This is a genomic window from Micromonospora lutea, assembly GCF_016863535.1.
In the GTDB taxonomy this organism is placed as follows: Bacteria; Actinomycetota; Actinomycetes; order Mycobacteriales; family Micromonosporaceae; genus Micromonospora; species Micromonospora lutea.
The window spans coordinates 1-19,430 of the sequence record NZ_BOPB01000012.1 but is presented as its reverse complement, the minus strand read 5'-3'; the positions used below and the strand labels follow the sequence as shown (position 1 = coordinate 19,430).

Sequence of the window (19,430 nt, the reverse complement as noted above, 5' to 3'; positions counted from 1 at the left end):
TGTCGCCTCGGTAACCCCTGGCCGCCACACGCCTCTGACCCAGGTCGCGTCGGTGTCAGTCCTGCCGGTCAGCCGCCCGGCGCGCCGCGCGCTCGTCCCGGTCGACTGCTCGGGCGTGCGCGATCGCGAGGAGCCGGTCGACCTCGGGCAGCAGCTGCGGGCCGGGCATGACGATGCTGCCGAAGCCGTACCGCGCGTAGCCCGGGTGCGGCACGAGAGTGTCCAGCCGGGCGTAGTCGAACTCGTGCCGGTGGTCCTCGAAATCTCTGGGTGGAAAGCCGAACAGGCTCTCGAACTCGGCTCGGCCCAGGTCCAGGTTGAGGCGGAAGACGTCGGGGCGGTCGAGTTGAGAGGCGTCGTCGAAGCCGGGCACGTCGTGCTCGACGATGGTGGCGAACGGCTGGCGTCGGTCCGGACCGACGTAGAAGAACCGGTCGCCCCAGGCGTCCTCGGGTGATCCGTTCTCCTCGCTCGCCACGACCTGCTCGACGCCGGGCAGCGCGAGAATCCGGTCGGCGAGCACGGCCGCGTCGACGCCGGTCGGGATGTGCAGCACCGCGTCGGCGCGTGCGATGGTGACCTGGTCCAACGGGAAGTAGCGGTAGTCGTGCGATCGCTGCTCGGCCGGTGCTATCTCCGACGGGCGCAGGTAGCGCGGCAGGAGGCTCTCCTGCTGGAGGCTGCCTTCGTAGGTCGACGCGGCGGGTGCCTCGATGCCGAGCGCGGGGCTCGCGCCGAGGCTACCGACGATCACCGCGTACCGGTCATCCAGCAGCGCGGCGACGATCGCGCCGGCGCCGGCCCACGACATCTCCGTTCCGGCCATCGTCATCGTGCTTGAGTGCCGTTGGAGATGCGTGTTGTGCGCGAAGGCCAGGGTGGGTCCGCGGTGTGCCTCGACCGACCGGATCGCGAGCAGGTTCTCCGCCATCAGCGCGTCCCGGACCCCGGCCAGGCGAGCGAAGCGCTCCTCCCGCTCCAGTGGTGCGGCTGCCGCGGCGTGATACCGCAGGACCGCGATGGCGGACGTGGCGTGTACGAATGCCGCCTGCCAGCCTTCGGTTCGGTGGGCTGCCTGCAGGTAGAGCTCGGTCAGCAGGTCGTCGGCGATGACCCGCAGCCGCTGTGCGTCGGCCGAGCGTCCGATCGACCTGCCTGGTTCCCATATCGCTGCGGTGTCGCTCCACCGGGCCTCGTCCCCGATCAGATCGTCGATCTCGGCTGACCGGTCGAGGCCGAGGAAGTCGCAGACCCGGGTGAGGTAGCGCCGTGGACTCGGAGCGCCCTCGATTTCCAGTGGGGCGTCGAAGCCGTGGAACGCCAGGTGCTCGGAAGCCGGCCGCCCGGCGTTCCACTCGCGCATGCGCAGCAGCAGGTCACGGTTGGCGGGGGCGCTGCCGAACCCGTGGCTGAACCCGTCGGCTAGCGCACGGTCGAGCGTGACGGCGGCGGAGCCTTGGACGAACTCGTTGGCCACCAGGCCCGCAGCCCGGTCGCTCTCCAGTGCGATCGACCGGTAGCCCTGCTCGGCCAGCGACATGAAGGCCTCGTTGCGGATCTGGAGGAAAGCGGACTCGCCATGCGTGGGCTCGCCGAGCGCGAGCAGAGTCGGCGGTACGGCGAGCAGGTTGAGGAGGGAAGTCATTCCATCGACCGTATCCTTGAACCGACCGTTGAGACTTGGAGTGGCCGGTAGTAGGACTGGCGGGGCCAGGACCCGCCTCGTCTACTGCCCTACTGCCGGTCGCTCTGATCAGTGACGGAGAGCCGTGGCAGCCACGAAACCTTCAACTCCCGGGGTACGCCGGCCGATCGATCTCGCGCGGCCGCACGGCCTTTCCGCGCAGGCGGTGCGCAACTACGAGCGAGACGGCGTGCTGCCGCCGGCCCAACGCAGCCCGACCGGCTACCGTCGGTTCACCGAGGTGCATGCCAGGGCACTCACTGCCTACCTCGTGCTGATCGCGGGCCATGGCTATGCGGCCAGTGGCGACATCATGCGTGCCGTCAACCGAGGTGAGATCGACGCGGCGTTGCGCACCATCGACCACAGCCATGCGCTGCTGCAGCGCGACCGGGAGACCCTGGACACGGTCGAGGCGGCAATCGCCGTTCTCGCCGGCTCTGAACTGCAACCTAAGAGCCGGAAGGCGGTGCCGATCAGCGTGCTGGCCCACCGCCTCGGCGTACGACCCGCGACCCTGCGCAAGTGGGAGCGGGCTGGGGTGCTGCAACCGGCCCGTGACCCGGCGACCGGCTACCGCGTCTACTCACCAGCCGACGTCCGCGACGCCGAACTCGCCCACCTGCTGCGCCGCGGCGGATATCGGCTCGACCACATCGCCGGCGTGCTGCGTCGGGTACGCGAATCCGGTGGCGCCGAACCGCTCGCTGCGTCGCTGCGCCAGTGGCGGGAACAACTCACCACGCGCGGCCGGGCGATGCTCACCGGGGCCGCCCGGCTCGCCGAATACCTCGACGCCGACCGCGGGCCCGCCGTACGGCGACACTGAACGCTGATCGGCTCGACCGCTGTGGCGGCCCGACTCCTACGGGGGAAGGAGTCGCCCGTGCGAGTACGACATCACACTGTGAGCGGTGCCGCGACCCCTGCAAGAGCTGTCCCTGCGGGTCACGCCCTGGATCGTGGAGCCGCCTCGACGGTCGCGAAAGGAGGGCGGGAGCGAAACGGGCGGTGTTGGTGGCGTGGCCCCGGGCAATGGGGGCCCGGGGCCACCGGACGCCAGATCACGGTCGGTGCAGGTGCAATGTGCGGCTGCGCTGGTCCGGTCGCTCTTTCTGCCGGTGGCATCCCGGGTCGGGACACGTATCCAACGCGGTTCGCACATCCCCCGATCTGCGACCCCGCCGCGTCTGGCGATCGTTACCCGACCGTGATGCGGTCTCGGCCCCTGGGGGAGGACGAGCGTGGCTGTGTCGTCACTATGGTTGTCCAGAGTGGCGTTAAGGCCACTGAAGTGGTCAGGCTCCGCTAGTCAAGCATGGTCGATCAGCTCCTGCAACTATTGTGGAGCATGTATCCGCTTCACCACGATTGTGGCGCGCTGGGATGGGAGGGCGGTCATGGGGGACGGTGGCGCGGGTGAGGAGAGACCGTCCTTCGCCGCACGGCTCAGGCATTTGATGGACACGCATGTCAAGCCGGGCACTAGCGAGCCGTACTCGCCGGACGACATCGCCAAGGGGACGGGACTGTCGACCAGCTACGTGAACTATCTGCTCAACGGCGAGAGGGACAATCCCTCGCGCTCGGCGATCCAGCAGTTGGCGAACTTCTTCCGGGTGCAGCCCAACTACTTCTTCGACGCGGTGGAGGAGGCTGACTCCGGCGAGGTCGACGTTGATCCCGACCTGAAGACGATCACGGTGTTGGCGCGCCGGCTACCGCCGGGAGTCCCGCGCGCCAGCCTGCGCAAGATCGTGGAGCAGGTTGCCGCGCTGGAGGCTCGCAACAAGTCGGCGCGACGGGACCGGCCGACGCGGTAGGAAACCCCTGACACCGCCCGGTCGTCGGCAAGGAGCGACCACCGCAGTTGGGCGCGTGTCGAAGTCCCTGACCGGCCGCCGCCTGGACCTCGCCGCGACACCGTCAACGTTCCTGGACACCGCGCTAGCGAAGCAGGAGAAAGATCGGCACCGCCACGAGCAGTCCCGCTACGGTGCCGGCGATCACCTGGCCGACGGTGTGATCGCGAAGCTCAACCCGCGACCACCCCACGAGGACGACCACGGGAGCGGCGACAAGCAATTTCGGTCCGAAGACGATGACCAGGACGGCGGCCGAACCGGCCGCGACCGCCGCGTGGATGCTCAGCTTCCACACCAGGTTCACCAGAGTCACGGCGAGGCCAAGGCCGAACATCACGACGACCATGGCGATCACCGGCCGTGGCGCCTGGAAGCCGACCAGGAGCGCCAAACCGATCAGTACGGAGACGAGCCCGTACACCAGGGGGGTGCGGCGCTGCTCGCGTACCCGGATGTGATGGTCGCTGAGGCGCCCCTGGCGGACCTGCCACCAGATGAGACCGTTCGGGATCACCGAGCAGAACAGCGCGCCCACCAGAGCCCAGCCGAGGCCCGACCCGACGGCAGGCGTGCTGGTGCGCAGCGCGACCACGACCGGCATGGCCGCCGCCAGGAGAGCCGGGGCGAACGCCTCGGTGACGACACGAGCGATTCGGGTGGAGACGCTGCGGCTGGGGGAGTCGAGGGCATCGAGCACCCCTGGAATTCTGCAGCATCCGTTGACGGAGAGGCACCGGTTGCGGTTCGCTGCCCGTGGCCCTCACTCAGCGGGTCACCGCACGTCGGCCGTGCCACGCCAGTCCTCGCGGGCCCGTGCGGGTGTGGCTGCTTGGCTATGCTGCCTGTCTGCGATCGCCACTATTGTGGTTGGTGCGAGCGCCAAGGCTGGACGCTGACACGTGCGCTCGGAGTGATGCACGAACGGGAGGCGTCTCGGGCACCGCCCGCAGAAGGGTGATGACAGACGATGTGGCACCAGAAGCGCCGGGCTCACAGGTTGCTGCGTCGGCTTGATGTCACTCTGCCGGTGCCGTTGACCATTCCGGCGTTGGTGGCCACCCTCGAGGAGGAACGCGGTCGCCCGATCCAGTTTGTCGCGATGACCGTTGACGAGCCGGCCGGGCCATGTGGGCTCTGGTTGGCGACAGCCGAGACGGACTACGTGCTCTACAACCGCGACTCATCGCCGGTGCTGCAGGTCCAGACGACGTTGCACGAGCTGATGCACATTGCGCTGAAGCACACCGGCGCGGCGGTCGACGACGACGCGACACCCCATATCGAGTGCGGCGATGCCGATCGGGCCGTGACGATGCTGGCCCGGTCGTCGGCATCCTTTGACCAGCAGCAGGAGATGGACGCCGAACTCCTGGCGACCTACCTTGGCGCCCGGCTGGACCGGGTCGGCCAGGTCGGTGCCTTCGAGGACCTGCACCAGGACACCGCCGCAGTGATGTACCGCATCGCGGCGACGTTGACCGACTAGACAGGAGCAGCCGGTGTTGGTGGCCATCGGCCATGTCGTCGCCGCGCTCGTGGCCGTGGCGGCGCTCATCGTCAAGCTGGGAGCGCTGGTAAGGGACCCGAAGGATCAGAAGATCTGGGCGAGCGTGGGCATCTGCCTGGGTTGCGGGCTCGCCGTCACGCTCGGTTGGGCGCCGGTCCACAGCTTCATCGACCAGATCTCCGGCGTACCGAATCTGGCGAAGCTCGCTGAGCACGGCTCGGCGCTGTTGGCGGCAACGGCGATCCAGTTCCTCTTCCTGCACCTGGGTGATCCGCTGAAGGCGCGGCGGCAGATACGTCGACGGCTGGTGCTCCTGGCCGTCGTGTTCACGGTGATGGCAACGATGTTCTGGGCGGCAGACTTCCCGGCCTCCGAGCCGCTGCACTTCGCCGAGCGGTACGGGGACCTGCCCGAGGTCGGCGTCTACATGCTGGCGTTCCTGCTGTACCTCGCCGTGTCCGTGGCCGACATCCTGCGCATGTCGCTCGGCTACGCCAGATACGCCGGCACCCGACTGAAAGTGGTGATGCGCCTGCTCAGCGGCGGCGCCGGGTTCGGCGGCGCCTACGTCGGCCACAAGGCCTTCTTCATCGCTCTCAAGTTGGCCGGTCTGAGCGCACCATGGCCGGAACCCGTCGCCTCACAAACCCTGGTCAGCCTGTCGGTGTCGTTGACCTGTTCGAGCTTCGTGCTGGCGACGGTGTGGAAGGCCGTCGACGGCCTGCGTGCCTGGCCGCGCAGGAGCGAGGCGTACCGGCAACTGCACGCCCTGTGGTTCCTGCTGTATCAGGCGGTCCCGACGATCGCACTGCATCCGCCTCGTCGACCTCACCGTGCCCGTGGCGCAGCTTGGGGCCTTGGGCAGCGGCTGTACCGGCGATGCGTGGAGATCGGTGACGGACTGCAGGCCATCGGCCCGCTGGACCCGCGCCTGAAGGCGGTGGCCCGGCACCGCGCAGTCGAGGCGGGCTGGGACCTGGAACGGGCAGTGGCAGCCGGCGAAGCGGCGGCAATTCTCTCCGCAGTACATCGCCAGCGGCAGGGGCCACCTGTGCACCCTGAAGAGGATCCCGGTCTGGAACAGCGGCCACCGATGATCGAGCGGGTGGATGTGGACGCCGATGCGCGACGGCTCGGGATGATCTCGGCCGCGCTGCGCGAACCGTTCGTGCGACAAGCGGCAGCCGAAGCAGTCGACGTAGGGTGACCGCGTGACGGCAGGTTACGGATCCGACCTGCCGCGGCACACGATCTCGACAGTGTCACTTTCTACGAGGCACTCGGCTATGTCGTGGTGCGACCTCACGAGCACCGCTGGCGTGCTGTCGATCCACGAACCGGGGCAGTGCTCAAGGAGGGCGTGACGCCTACGCTCCTCATGGAGCGCGACCTGCGGTAGGAAGCGGATTCGGGGCCCGCTCGCCGGTGGCGGACAACGTCCGACGATCGTTGGAGCATCGCTGGCCGACGATGCCTGGCACACCGAACGCCGCTGCCGCAAGGGTGAGTGACGAAGCTGGTCACCCATTGCGAGATCGCCTTCACAACTTGCACACTAAGGCCGGATTGAGTCCTGGCAGTTGCGCGCTCGGCAACTTCGAGGGCGAGCCTACGGGAGGAGGCCGACGATGGCGCCGAAGGCAGAGGCAGCCAGCAGACCCGTGACTGTGCCTGCTTGGAAGGCGCTGCCGAGCTTCCTCCGTGACGCGCACCAGTCCCTGGTGGACACTGGTAACGCGTCTGGCGGCGAGGTCGTACGTCTCGGGCTTGGAGTTTCCAGCCCATACCTGGTGACCAATCCTGATCATGTGCGGCAGGTGCTGCAGGATCGGTCCGCCAACTATCCCCGGGGCGACGACACCGCACTGTGGCGCTCGGTCCGCAAACTGGTCGGCGACGGAATCCTCGCCGAGGGCGACAGCTGGTTGGCGTCGCGCCGGATCCTGGCCCCGCTGTTCCGGAGAGGTCGTATCGACGCGCTGGTGGCACCGATGGCGGAGGCCATCGAAGGGGCGACCGGCAGGCTGGATGAGGCGGCGGCAACCGGTAGCGTCGTCGACATCGGCACGGAGCTGTCGCGCCTCGTCTGCGCCGCCATCATGCGGGCGTTCTTCGACTCCCGGGTCTCGGTTGACGACGCGCTGCGCATCATGGCGGCGCAGGAGGCCATCGTCACCTCCATGGCGCCGCGTCTGCTGGCCCCCTTCGCCCCATGGTGGATTCCGATGCCCGGCGACCGTCGCTTCCACCGCTCCGTGCAGACCATCGACAACATCCTGCTTCCGGTCCTCCGCGCTGCGGTGCGCGAGCCCGGCGACGGCGACGATGTGTTGTCGACCTTGGCGCGTGCTCAACGCGACGGGCAGCCGTTGTCCGAACGGCAGATGCGCGACGACCTGGTGTCGATGGTGGCCGTCACCACGGAGACCAGCTACGTCGTCTTGACCTGGCTCTGGCCGGTCCTCGCCAATCACCCCGCCGTCGCGGACCGGCTGTACGCGGAGGTCGACGAGGTTGTCGGTGCCGGGCCGGTGCGGGCGGAGCATCTGTCGCAGCTCACCTACACGCAGATGGTGCTCGACGAACTCCTACGTCTGTACCCCGCAGGTTGGATCGTCCCCCGGCGTGCGATGGCTTCCGACCTGCTGGGTGGAGTGCGAATCGAGCAGGGCGCGACCGTCATCGTCTCCCCGTACGCCACGCAGCGGATGACGGCTTACTGGGGTACGACGGCCGAGTCCTTCGATCCGGAGCGCTTCGCCCCGGGCAGTGCCGAGGCTGACAAGAGCCGCCGTCACGCGTACTTCCCGTTCGGGCTTGGCATGCACCGGTGCCTCGGAGAACATCTGTTCAACGTGGAGGCTTTGTTGATCGTGGCGACCCTGGTCAGCAAGTACCGTTTCGCGCTGACCGATCCCACAGTGCCCGCGCCGCGGGTCGCCGCGTCGCTGCGTCCACGGCAGCGAGTCGAGCTGACCCTGTCCCACCGCGAGCACTCCGTCGCCAGTAGGAGCCGCTGATGCCCCAGGACACCCTGGCCGCCGCGCTCGATCACACCGCTGAGCAGGGACGAATCTGCTCCGTCGCCACCAGGGGCCAACGCGACCTGCAGGACCGCGTCGCCAGCTATCCTGCGCTGTTTCCGGATCCTCCCGTCGACGGGGCCATGCTGAGCGCCCTGGCGATGTCCACCGCGTTCATCGCTCCCTGGTGCACCGCCACCGAGCTACGCACCGCAAACCGTACTTCGCTGTGGGTGACCGCAGAGGACTGGCGGATCGACTCGGAGATCACCTCGCTGGACGAGGCCACCGCTACCGTCACCGCCTGTCTCGCGGTGGCGGCCGGCGACGCCCCAGCAGCCGGCGACCAACTCACGCAGTTCCTGGCCGACATCCGCGACGACCTGGCAGCTACCCCACTCTTTCCACGCCTGGGTCACCTGTGGCAGGAGGAGCTGCGGCGGATGCTCGACGCTGAGCTACGGGAGTGGCAGTGGAGGGCAGATCACCACACGAGCATGGTCGATCTGCCATCTGCCAGTGAATACCTGGCGAACGCCGCCGGTTACGGTGCCACCTGGGTCAACATCTCCCACTGGATCGCCACCAGCGCGGTGGAGACCGAGGAGCAACTGGTTGGACTGGTCCGGGCCAGTTACGAGGTGGAGAAGGTCCTGCGGCTGGTCAACGACCTGGCCAGCTACCAGCGTGACGTCAAGGGCGGCGACCTGAACATCCTGATGCTGGGCGTCGATGAGGACGAGGTGCGCGAGCAGGCGATCGAGCAGGCCAAGCGGTGCCAGCAGCTGCTCGATCCGCTGGCCGAGGTCAGCCCGCAGCAGGTGACCTACCTACAGCGCGTACTCGGTTTCACGACCGGCTTCTATCACGGCACCGACTTCTGGGGTCCTCGGTGACATCGCTGGTGAGCCTCGCCAGTACGGCGAAAGGTGCTGACCTCCCTGTCTGAACGTGCTTTAGGGTCTGCCGGCGATAGCCGGCGATGCTGCCCTCGGGAAAACGTAATCCTCTGTGGACGTGACTTTCCGTCACGGTCTTGAGTCAATAGTCAGACAACTGCTAGCGTGCGTCGGTCTGCCTACACCGGCGGCTTGGTCGGCATGCCTCTGCCGACAAGTTCTTCTGCTCGGCATGGACGGTTCAATGCGGTCTCGCAGCGCCAATCTGCGCACAAAGGTCATCGCGCTTCTCGCCTCACTGGTTGCCCTCTGGGCATTCGCTGCCTGGGTCACCTTACGAGAAGGTGTGAACCTCCTTGGCGTACAAGCGGTTGACAGTCAGATCGTCTCACCGAGCGAGCCGCTGCTGCTGGATCTGCAGGTCGAGCGACGCCTCACCGTCGCTTACCTGGGTGGTTCCGGTGCCGACCGGAGGAGCGCACTCGATGCCGCCCGGCTGGCGGTCGACAAGAACGCCAAGGCTTTCAAATCGAGCGCACGCAGCCGGCTGGCCCGCCTCGCGGCGGATCGCGAAGCCGAACAGCGCGTCGATGAGGCGATCGCCGAGCTTGATCAATTGCAGGACGTCCGGGAGTCCGTCGACACCCGGTCGGTCGACCGGGCAAGCACCATCAGCACCTACAGCAAGCTCGTCGAGTCGCTGTTCGCGGTCTACGACGTCGTCGGTACGCTCGACGACACCGAGATCCAGCAGGACACCCGGAACCTGATCGAGCTGTACCGCCTCCGGGAGATCATTTCGCAGGAGGACGCCCTGCTCGCCGGGGCGCTCGCCGCCACGCGGATCACAGCCGGTGAACAGTTCCGGTTCACCGAGTTGGTCATCGCACAACGCTTCGTCGCGGGTCGTACGAAGCTGAATGACGCCGACCAGGAAGCCTTCAACCAGGTCGTCAACGGCGAGGCGTTCAGGAATCTGCGGCAGCTCGAGGACCGGATCATCAGCACCAGGGCATCGGCCCGTCCGCCTGTCACCGCCGAGGAGTGGGACGAAGCCGCCGATGCCGCGTTGACCCATCTGCAGGAAATGGTTCTCGGCAGCGGCGACAGTCTGGTGGAGCGCGCCGTCCCGGTGGCGGTCGGGGTGATCGTCCGGCTCGTACTGGCCGCCGGTCTGGGTCTGCTCGCGGTCATCGCGTCGATCGTCGTCTCGATCACCACCGCGCGTGCTCTCGTGGCCCAACTACAGCGGCTGCGTGACGCGGCCCACCAACTCGCGGACGAGCGGCTTCCCTCAGTGGTCGAACGCCTTCAGCGCGGCGAAAAGGTGGACGTCGCCGCCGAGGCACCGCCTCTCGACTTCGGTTCCGACGAGATCGGGCAGGTCGGTCAAGCCTTCAACGCCGTTCAGGAGACGGCTGTCCGTACCGCCGTCGAGCAGGCGGAGCTACGCCGCAACGTGCGTGACGTCTTCCTGAACCTGGCCCGCCGGACCCAGGCACTCGTCCACCGTCAGGTGACCCTTCTCGATGAGATGGAGCGCCGGCAGGAGGATGCCGACGAGCTCGAAGACCTCTTCCGGGTCGACCACCTCGCCACCCGTATGCGACGCAACGCCGAGAACCTCATCGTTCTCTCGGGCGCGACGCCCGGCCGTGGTTGGCGTCGCAACGTGCCCATGGTCGACGTGGCCCGCGCTGCGGTGCAGGAGGTGGAGGACTACACCCGCGTGAAGGTGATGCCATTCGGGTCGGTCGCGCTCGCTGGCCGGGCCGCCGGTGACATCATTCACCTGCTCGCCGAACTGATCGAGAACGCTCTCACCTTCTCGCCGAAGAGCACCCCTGTCGAGGTGCGTGGGCAACTCGTCGCCAATGGTTTTGCCATCGAAATCGAGGACCGAGGTCTCGGCATGGCCGAGGAAGACCTCGAAGCCGCGAACCTGGGTCTTGCCACGGCCGTCGAGTTCAACCTCGCCGATGCCAAGAAACTTGGACTGTTCGTCGTCAGTCGTCTGGCCGCCAAACATCACATCGCGGTGCGACTGAAGCCGTCACCGTACGGCGGAACGACGGCGGTCGTGCTCATTCCCAAGGATCTGGTCACCACCGCAGAGCCGATCGGCGCCGCGCCCGCACCGACTGCGGGCAGGCCCACGGAGACTGTGGTACCCGGCGATGCCCAGCGCGTGTCCCCCGTGCGACAGGCCACTGTCGCCGTCGCCGAGGCCGCACCTGTGCACGGCGAAACGGTGGAACTGCCAGCAGTACGCCCACTGCGTGCCGCCGCTGACGCTGGCGCCACCGCCACTGAGGGGCAGGCCACGAGCGCGCCCGGCGTGAGGCAGCGGTCCGGGCCTTCGGCTGAGCGCGTTGAGCACACTGAGCACGGGCTGCCCATGCGAGTCCGCCAGGCCAACATCGCTCGACAACTGCGTGACCCGTCGCCAGGCCACACACAACCGCCGGATGACGACGAGGCGGTGCGATCTCCAGACGATATTCGCCGGATGATGGCCTCCTACCAGTCCGGCACCCGCCGTGGGCGTGATGACGCCGCACGTCTCGTCAACGCCGACGATGAAGGGCAATTTGACGCTGCCGACGAAACGTCTGCGGCCGAAACCGACCGGTGAGAAAGAGGAACGGGCAAGTGCAGCAGAATTCCGCGGCCGACCTGGCCTGGCTGCTCGACGACCTGGTCGGGCGTGTTAAACAGGCTGAGCATGCCATTGTGCTCTCCGCTGACGGCCTGCTCATGGCCTCCTCCGCTCAGCTCAGCCGCGACGACGCGGAACATCTGGCCGCGATGGCATCGGGCATCCAGAGCCTCGCGAAGGGCGCCAGCAAACGGTTCGGTGGCGGGCCCGTCCAACAAACCATCATCGAGATGAAGTCGTCTTTCCTGTTCGTCACTGCGGCCGGAAGCAACGCGTGCCTGGCCGTCCTCGCGGCTGAAGACACCGACGTCGGACTTGTCGCATACGAGATGGCGATGGTCGTTGCCCGAGCTGGCAAGTTCCTCGCCTCCCCGACCCGGCCGAGCCAGCACACCAACAACTAGGGGCCGCCATGACGATGCCCGACGAAGAACCGGTTTGGTTAGATGACGCAGCCGGGCCAGTGGTCCGGCCGTACGCCGTTACCGGCGGGCGGGCGAAACCAGCCAACAGCTTCAACGTGGTCGCTATTGTCCTATCGACCCGATCGGCCCCACCGTCCGAGGTGGGGATAGCACCAGAACAGGCGAAGATTATTCATCTCTGCCAACGACCGCTTGCACTCGCAGAAGTGGCCGCACACCTCAGCCTTCCCCTTGGCACCATCCGAGTGCTGCTAGACGGACTGATCGCTCAGGGATTCGTTCAGGTCAACGAACCTCGCCAAGCCGCCACCCTTCCCGACGACAGCGTATTCGAGGCGCTCATCAATGGACTACGTCAACTCTGAGCGGACGGGTCAGGCGACCCTCCCCACCGCCATCAAAATCCTCATCGCGGGTGGCTTCGGCGTAGGCAAGACCACCCTCGTGGGATCCGTCAGCGAAACCAAGCCGCTACGAACCGAGGAGGTTCTCTCCGAGCAGGGCGTGGGTGTCGATGACATCTCCGGCGTCGAGGCGAAGTCGACAACGACCGTGGCGATGGACTTCGGCCGGATCACCATCAGCGAGGAACTCGTCCTCTACCTGTTCGGCACCCCGGGCCAGGACCGCTTCTGGTTCGTCTGGGACGAACTCACTATCGGTGCCCTGGGTGCCGTGGTCTTGGCAGACACCCGGCGGCTCGCGGACTGCTTCCCCTCCGTCGACTATTTCGAACGCGCCAAGTTGCCGTTCATCGTGGCAGTCAACTGCTTCGAAAATGCCCGCCAGTACAGCCTCGACGAAGTGCGACTGGCCTTGGACCTCGACCCGGACGTGCCGGTGATGTTGTGTGACGCGCGGCAGCGGCAGTCGTCCAAGGAGGTCCTCGTGGCGCTGATCGAGCATGTGAAGAGGCAGGGGATGACTCGCCGACCCGAGCCGGTGGGTCACTAGCCGGCGACCTGCCGCACCACAGCCTCATGCCCTGGTCCGGTCTGCGACCGGTGGATGCCCTTGTTCGGCCGTTTCCGTCCGGAATACCCCGTACGATGTTGGTTGTCCGCGTCCATTCGTGTGAGTGTGGTGGGAACTGGTCGGCTGATGAGCCTGCTGCGGTCACTGCTTGGGATCGGTGCGGACGAGCTCACTTCGGGCCAGATGGCGCTGAGGGCGGTTCTGACCTTCATCGTGTCGGTGGCAATCGTCCGCTTCGGGCACAAGCGGCTGTTCGGCAAGTCGACCGCCTTCGATCTCGTCGTCGCGGTCATGTTCGGCTCGATCATGAGCCGCGCCATCACCAACAGCCTCGACCTTGTCGGGGTCTGGCTGGCGGGTCTCGTGCTTGTCCTGATGCATCGGCTGATCGCGACGATCTCGTACCACGTCAAATCATTCGGTCCGCTCGTGAAGGGAAATCCGGTCCTGCTGGTCGAGGACGGGCAGGTCCGCAGCGCCGGGATGCGAAAGAGTCACGTTTCCTTGGCGGATCTCGACGAGGCCCTGCGTGGTAGCGGTAGCGAGCCCGATCTGTCGCGGGTGCGGCTCGCCTATCTCGAACGCGACGGCAGCATCAGTGTGATTCCCCGTCCTGGTGAGGAGCGCGTTGTCGATGTCACCGTCGCCGACAACGTCCAGGTCGTGCGGATCGCGATGCGTTAGGCGCGACGACCCGGGCGTACGCCTTCCCACCCGGTGGTGTGCGGTGCGACGTTTGACGCCCTGGTAAACAGGTATGCGGGGTTATGGCGACTGCAGGAACGGCAGCGGTCGGAGCGGGGCGATCGAGCAAGGGGCGACCGGCCGAGCCACCCAACATTCTTTTCATCCTGGCCGACGACCTGGGCTGGGCGGATCTTGGCTGCTACGGCTCGTCGACGATCCGTACCCCCAGTCTCGATCGACTCGCCGAGGCGGGCATGTTGTTCCGCCACGGCTACGCGTGCTCCCCGTGGTGCTCGTCGACCCGCATCGGGCTGTACACCGGGCGTTACCCCTCCCGGCTGCCGGCAGGACTGGAGGAACCGCTCACCACGCACACCGAGGGCAACGGGATTCCGGCCGACCATCCGACCCTGTCGTCGTTGCTGCTGGCCGCCGGCTACGAGACGGCCATGTTCGGCAAGTGGCACTGCGGGTGGCTGCCCTGGTACAGCCCGCTGCGGATCGGCTTTCAGACCTTCTACGGCAACTTCGACGGGGCGATCGACTACTTCGAGCACATCAACACGAACGGCGAGGCCGACCTGTACGAAGGGGAGACCTCGGTGGAGGAAGTCGGGTACTACACGACGCTGATCTCCGACCGCGCGGCCGAGTTCGTTGCCGCTGACCGAGACCGCCCGTTTTACGTGCAGCTCAACTACACCGCGCCACACTGGCCCTGGGAAGGGCCGGGTGACCGCCAGGTCGGTGAGGAAATCCGGCGCAGGTTCAGCCAGCAGTCGGTGCCCACCCCGTTGATCCATGCCGACGGAGGTTCACTGGCGAAGTACGGTGAGCTCGTCGAGGAGATGGACTCCGCCATCGGCAAGGTGCTGAACGCGCTGGCCGACTCGGGGCGGGCGGACAACACCATCGTCGTCTTCACCTCCGACAACGGCGGCGAGCGATGGTCGAACAACTGGCCGCTCGTGGGTGAGAAGGGCGACCTGGCCGAAGGTGGCATCCGGGTGCCGCTGATCCTGCGGTGGCCTGCCGCTGTGGCCGGCGGTCAGGTCACCGACCACCCGATCGACACCCTGGACCTGACCGCCACGCTGATCGAAGCCGGTGGGACCGCACCCGACGACGGACACCCGCTGGACGGGGTGAGCCTGTTGCCATGGCTCGTCGATGGGGCCGATTTTCCCGAGCATGTGCTGTTCTGGCGTACCTCGAACCAGGGAGCGCTGCGCAGCGGCGGGTACAAGTACCTGTACGACCGCCGCGAGCGGTCGGTGCTGGGCAACTGGCCGCGCCGCGAAGGGCCCTTCCACCTGATGTACGACCTGACGGTCGACGGCCGGGAGCAGGCGGATATCGCGAACCACCATCCCGAGAGGCTGGACGAGCTGCGCGTCACCTGGGAGCGGATCGACGCCGAACTGTTGCCCTATCCGCCGAGTCATCCGGGCGTGCCCCGGTCCTCGGAGGCGAAGCCCGCCGCCAGCGAGCCAGACTGAGGTCGCAGGTGAGGTGACAATGCTGTCGGACCTACTTGCCCAGGTGGCGGATCTCGCGGTCCTGGTGTTCGCCGTGACCTCGATGCTCTCGGTCGGGTTCACCTACTCGGCCAGGCAGATTCTCCTTCCGCTGCGCGACGTGTGGGCGTTGCTGCGGGCGTTGCTGGCCAACTTCGTGCTGGTCCCCCTCCTCGTACTCGGCATTCTCCGGCTCTGGCCGATCGACCGACCCCTGGCGGCCGGGCTGCTCCTGGTCGCACTGGCGGCCGGCGCACCATTCCTGGTCAAGCTGACCGCGGTGGCCCAGTCCGAAGTCCCGCTCAGCGCGACGTTGCTGGTGCTGCTGCTGCCCGTCACCGTGCTGTACGCACCGGTTGTCGTGCCTAGGGTGCTACCCGAGGCTGAGGTCTCTTTCGGCGCGCTCGCCGTACCACTGTTGCTGAGCATGCTTCTTCCGTTGGCCGGCGCCCTGCTGGTCAACAGCCGCTGGCCAGGCCGGGCCCGGCAGTGGGGTCCCGTCGCGCGCCGCGTCTCCACCGTCACCCTGGTGGTACTCGTCGTCGCCACCACGCTGGCCAACATTCCGACGATCATCGACCTGTTCACCGACGGCGCGATCGTCCCACCGCTACTGATGATCGTCGGAGCCTTCGTGATCGGCTACCTGCTCGGTGGCAGGGACCGCGATGCCCGCGAGGTGCTCGGGCTCGGTACCGCGCAACGCAACATCTCGGCGGCCACGGTGATGGCAACCCAGGGCTTCGACGACAACGGCACACTGGTCATGGTGATCGTGACGTCGTTGGCCAGCTTCGCGCTGCTCTTCCCCCTCGCGGGGATGCTGCGTAAACGTGGGACCAAGGCGACCGCGCGCAGCGGTGCCGGGACCACGAATGTTCGTGGCGTGGGTTGACACCGTATGCCGGTAGCTCGTGCCGTGGTTCGAGCGGGCCCGGCGTCACCGCCGGGCCCGCTCTTTTCAGTGCGTTGCATCAATCAGATCATCATGCGAGGGGTGCGAGGCGGAACTGCTGGTTCGTCTGCCCGTGGCAGTCGTAGAGCTGGATTTGGGCTCCGTTGTTGGTGCTCCAGGCGTCGAGGCATCGGCCGGATTGGACGCCGCTGATGGTGCCGTTGGAGTTGATGTTCCATTGTTGGTTGGTCTGGTTGTGGCAGCTGTAGATCTGGACGGCGGCGCCGTTGCCGGAGCCTGCGGCGTCGAGGCACATGTTGCCGTAGACCTGTAGTTGTTTGTTGGTGGTGTAGGTCCAGGCCTGGTTGGTCTGCTTGTTGCAGTCGTAGAGCTGGACGCGGGTGCCGTTGTTGCGGGAGGCGTTGGGTACGTCGATGCACCGGTTGGACTGGGTACCGATGATTTCGCTGGCGGAGCCGGGTGGAGAGGTGGGCGCAGGAGTGGTGGGGGTGGGCCCGGGAGTCGTGGGCGTGGGGGTGGGCGAGCCATTCGGCGGCGGAGTGGTAGGTGAGGTGCGGTCCAGCCCGAAGAACTGGATGGCGACCCGGGCCATACCGCTGGACGGCAGGCTGTGTCCGGCGCCCTGGATGGCGTACGCCTCAACCTGGGTGCCGAAGCGGCGGCGGTTCCAGTTGGGCTGCGGGGTGTCGGTGGACGTCGGGGTCTGGCTCAGCCCGTGCACGTTGGTCCACTGTTCGACCGACTCCTGCAACAGCGAGTAGGGCACGAGGTTGTCGTTGGTGCCGTGCCACAGCTGGATCGGCGGGCGCGGGCCGGTGTAGCCGGGGTACGCCGACCGAACGGCGTCACCCCACTGCTGCGGGGTCCGGTTCATGCTGCCGTTGGTGCAGGGACCGCCGGGCGGATAGGCGGCCGCGTTGGCGAAACAGTTGAAGGGCACGCCCATGAAGGACGCACCCGCCTTGAACAGGTCGGGATATACCGCGAGCATGTGCTGCGTCATCATGCCGCCGGAGGAACTGCCGGTGGCGTAGACCCGGTTGATGTCACCGCCGTGCTGGGTTCGCGCGTAGTTCACCATCGACTCGATGGAAACCGGGTCGCTGCCACCACCACGACGCTTGGACGCGTCCGACCAGGTGTCGAAGCACTTGCCGAAGCCGGCCTCCTGCATGGCGCTCGGGTAGATCACGATGAACCCGTACTGGTTTGACAGCGAGGCGAACTCGCTGCCCGAGTAGAAGCCCGGCCCCGATCCGCCGCAGCCGTGCATGGCGACCACGATGGGCGGGTTGGCGGGCCGGTTGTCCGGCACGTAGATGTGCATTCGCATGCCGCCGGGGTTGTTGCCGAAGTTGGTCACCTCGACCAGCGACGCGGCGGACGCCGGCGATGACAGGGCGACAAGACCCACGGTGAGGAGCAGGATGCTGGCCACTCCAGCCAGCGCCGCCCTGGTTCGTTTCATGACACCTCCATTGATGTTAACTAATGTAAACACTAGACATATCTCTGACGACCGTCAATGAAGCACCTAATGTTTCGACGCCGTGGGTCCGACAGGTGGGACGCTGAGGGCGCCGTCCTACGGCGGTCGGGGCATCGCGTGGACGGCTCGGCGGTCCGCGACCGGCAGGCGTGCCGGTGTCCGTACGGAGGTCTGGACAAGCAGGGCGGGCCCGGCATGATGCCGAGCCCGCCCGTTTCGAACCGCTCTGTTGAGGTGCAGCCCTGCGCGTACCCGACCAGGAAGTGCGTCGGGTCGGTCAGCTCATGCCCGGATGCGGAACTGTTGGTTGGTCTGTCCGTGGCAGTCGTAGAGCTGGATCTGCGCGCCGTTGTTGGTACTCCAGGCGTCGAGGCAGCGGTTGGATTGAACGCCGCTGATGGTGCCGTTGGAGTTGATGTTCCATTGTTGGTTGGTCTGGTTGTGGCAGCTGTAGATCTGGACGGCGGCGCCGTTGCCGGAACCTGAGGCGTCAAGGCACATGTCGCCGTAGACGCGGAGTTGTTTGGTGCTGCTGTCGTAGGTCCAGGTTTGGTTGGCTTGCCCGTGGCAGTCGTAGAGCTGGACGCGGGTGCCGTTGTTGCGGGACGAGTTGGGGACGTCGATGCAGCGGTTGGACTGGGTGCCGACGATCTGACCGGTCGACCCGGAGGGCGGCGGGGTGGTCGTCGGTGGAGTGGTGGGCGGCGGGGTGGTCGGGCCGGTGGTTGGCGGCGGAGTCGTCGGCGTGGGCAGCAACGGACAGGTGCTGCGGTAGGTGACGACGCCGCTGTTGTCCATCAGCGGGCAGAGGAACTGGCTGTACCGGGTGTCGTTGTCGACGAACATCTTCAGGAACGGCAGCATGGTCCGGACCAGCACCGGGTTCGACCGGCCGACCATGAACCCATGATCCCCGCCGGCGACCTCCAGGTAGACGCTCTCCGTCGTGCTCGGAAGGCTGTTGTACAGGTTGAGGGCGTAGGACGGGGTGACAACCGTGTCCGCCTGCCCGGAGACGACCATCGTGGGCACCCGGACGTTGGCCAGGTTCGACGACGGCGAGTACGGCGTGATGCCGACCACTGCCTTCAGCGACGAACGTCGCGCGGCTGCGCTCAGCGCCCCACCGCCGCCCATGGAGTGACCGGAAACGGCCAGTCGGTTCGGGTCGACGCGGTCACGTACCGAGCTCCGCTGCGTCAGGTAGTCCAACGCGGCGAGCAACTGAGTGCCGCGCGCCGTGTCGAAGTCGTTGGTGCTGTTGGTCTCGATGCCGATCACGACGAAGCCGTGCGACGCCAGCCACGGCCCCATCCAGGCCAGCTCGGCGGAGAACAACGCGGTGTAACCCGGCGAGATCGCGACGGCCCCGAAGGTGCCCTGGCTGGTGTCGGTCGGGTAGTAGATCCTGCCGCCGTTGAAGCCCTGCCCGGTCGGGACGCTGACCGACGTGTTGGCGAACGGGCCGTTGACGGCCGTGACGCTGGTCCGGGTCGGGTCCGGCCCCCGCTGGTACGGGTTGTCGGCGGCCGACGCCGAGCTGGTCGCCACGGTCATGGTGAACAGACCGACGGCGGCTGCGATCCCGGCCGTGGCGAGCTTGAACAGACGCCCTCGAACGCTGGCGGGCACTCGGTCGGCATGGGCTTCCTCCGAGGGCGGGGGGTGGTGTGCGTGTACTCGCACTGTGGGTACCTCCTGGTGGTGGTGGGTGAGGGATGGGCGGGCTCGGTGTGTACCGAGCCCGCCCGTACCGGCTGTGCCCGAGCCGGACCTGAACGCCG

The 19,430-nt window shown here is 67.0% G+C and carries 17 protein-coding genes; 13 read left to right on the top strand and 4 right to left on the bottom strand.

Translation table 11 applies throughout. The annotated features are described in order from the left end of the window. Positions 1-55 precede the first annotated feature (55 nt). Positions 56-1,645 (bottom strand): DUF6194 family protein, encoded by a 1,590-nt coding sequence (locus Vlu01_RS12975; RefSeq protein WP_203998341.1) that lies wholly within the window; start codon positions 1,643-1,645, stop codon positions 56-58. A 124-nt stretch (positions 1,646-1,769) separates the two neighbouring features. Between Vlu01_RS12975 and Vlu01_RS12970 the strand changes: the two genes are divergently transcribed. Continuing rightward, on the top strand, positions 1,770-2,513 hold the full coding sequence (locus Vlu01_RS12970) for a TioE family transcriptional regulator (protein ID WP_203998338.1): 744 nt from the start codon (positions 1,770-1,772) through the stop codon (positions 2,511-2,513). 571 nt (positions 2,514-3,084) lie between these two features. Next, positions 3,085-3,507, top strand: a complete 423-nt coding sequence (locus Vlu01_RS12965; protein ID WP_203998335.1) for a helix-turn-helix domain-containing protein — start codon at positions 3,085-3,087, stop codon at positions 3,505-3,507. Between the two features lie 124 nt (positions 3,508-3,631). Here the strand turns inward: Vlu01_RS12965 and Vlu01_RS12960 are convergent, their stop codons facing one another. After that, positions 3,632-4,246, bottom strand: coding sequence for a phosphoesterase PA-phosphatase (locus tag Vlu01_RS12960; RefSeq protein WP_203998332.1), 615 nt, complete (start codon positions 4,244-4,246; stop codon positions 3,632-3,634). Positions 4,247-4,516: 270 nt separating this feature from the next. On the opposite strand from Vlu01_RS12960, the gene Vlu01_RS12955 reads away from it, so the two are divergent. The 11 genes from Vlu01_RS12955 (at position 4,517) to Vlu01_RS12905 (ending at position 16,136) form a co-directional block, all read left to right on the top strand. Continuing rightward, positions 4,517-5,035 (top strand): ImmA/IrrE family metallo-endopeptidase, encoded by a 519-nt coding sequence (locus tag Vlu01_RS12955; RefSeq protein ID WP_203998329.1) that lies wholly within the window; start codon positions 4,517-4,519, stop codon positions 5,033-5,035. A gap of 19 nt (positions 5,036-5,054) precedes the next feature. Next, positions 5,055-6,263: an MAB_1171c family putative transporter gene (locus Vlu01_RS12950; protein WP_308440941.1), complete on the top strand. Its 1,209-nt coding sequence runs from the start codon at positions 5,055-5,057 to the stop codon at positions 6,261-6,263. A gap of 460 nt (positions 6,264-6,723) precedes the next feature. Further along, entirely contained in the window at positions 6,724-8,076 is a 1,353-nt protein-coding gene (locus Vlu01_RS12945; protein WP_203998581.1) for a cytochrome P450, read from the top strand. After that, positions 8,076-8,975 (top strand): terpene synthase family protein, encoded by a 900-nt coding sequence (locus Vlu01_RS12940; protein ID WP_203998323.1) that lies wholly within the window; start codon positions 8,076-8,078, stop codon positions 8,973-8,975. Before Vlu01_RS12945 ends, Vlu01_RS12940 begins: the two co-directional genes overlap by 1 nt. A gap of 247 nt (positions 8,976-9,222) precedes the next feature. Next, positions 9,223-11,613: a sensor histidine kinase gene (locus Vlu01_RS12935; protein WP_203998320.1), complete on the top strand. Its 2,391-nt coding sequence runs from the start codon at positions 9,223-9,225 to the stop codon at positions 11,611-11,613. Between the two features lie 17 nt (positions 11,614-11,630). Beyond that, the gene (locus tag Vlu01_RS12930) at positions 11,631-12,041 is read left to right on the top strand and encodes a roadblock/LC7 domain-containing protein (RefSeq protein ID WP_203998317.1); all 411 of its coding nucleotides are present in this window, start codon (positions 11,631-11,633) and stop codon (positions 12,039-12,041) included. A gap of 8 nt (positions 12,042-12,049) precedes the next feature. Further along, a complete protein-coding gene (locus Vlu01_RS12925) occupies positions 12,050-12,427 on the top strand; it encodes a DUF742 domain-containing protein (RefSeq protein WP_203998314.1) in 378 nt (125 codons plus the stop codon). Then, entirely contained in the window at positions 12,408-13,016 is a 609-nt protein-coding gene (locus Vlu01_RS12920) for a GTP-binding protein (RefSeq protein WP_203998311.1), read from the top strand. Before Vlu01_RS12925 ends, Vlu01_RS12920 begins: the two co-directional genes overlap by 20 nt. A gap of 147 nt (positions 13,017-13,163) precedes the next feature. Further along, positions 13,164-13,721 (top strand): DUF421 domain-containing protein, encoded by a 558-nt coding sequence (locus tag Vlu01_RS12915; protein WP_203998309.1) that lies wholly within the window; start codon positions 13,164-13,166, stop codon positions 13,719-13,721. 83 nt (positions 13,722-13,804) lie between these two features. Next, complete coding sequence (locus Vlu01_RS12910; protein ID WP_203998306.1) at positions 13,805-15,223, top strand: sulfatase family protein; 1,419 nt, start codon at positions 13,805-13,807, stop codon at positions 15,221-15,223. Positions 15,224-15,242: 19 nt separating this feature from the next. Further along, entirely contained in the window at positions 15,243-16,136 is an 894-nt protein-coding gene (locus Vlu01_RS12905; RefSeq protein WP_203998303.1) for a hypothetical protein, read from the top strand. A 91-nt stretch (positions 16,137-16,227) separates the two neighbouring features. On the opposite strand, the gene Vlu01_RS12900 is transcribed toward Vlu01_RS12905, so the two are convergent. Continuing rightward, on the bottom strand, positions 16,228-17,625 hold the full coding sequence (locus Vlu01_RS12900; RefSeq protein ID WP_203998301.1) for an extracellular catalytic domain type 1 short-chain-length polyhydroxyalkanoate depolymerase: 1,398 nt from the start codon (positions 17,623-17,625) through the stop codon (positions 16,228-16,230). Positions 17,626-17,928: 303 nt separating this feature from the next. Beyond that, the gene (locus Vlu01_RS12895; RefSeq protein WP_239095870.1) at positions 17,929-19,278 is read right to left on the bottom strand and encodes a poly(ethylene terephthalate) hydrolase family protein; all 1,350 of its coding nucleotides are present in this window, start codon (positions 19,276-19,278) and stop codon (positions 17,929-17,931) included. Positions 19,279-19,430: the final 152 nt, after the last annotated feature.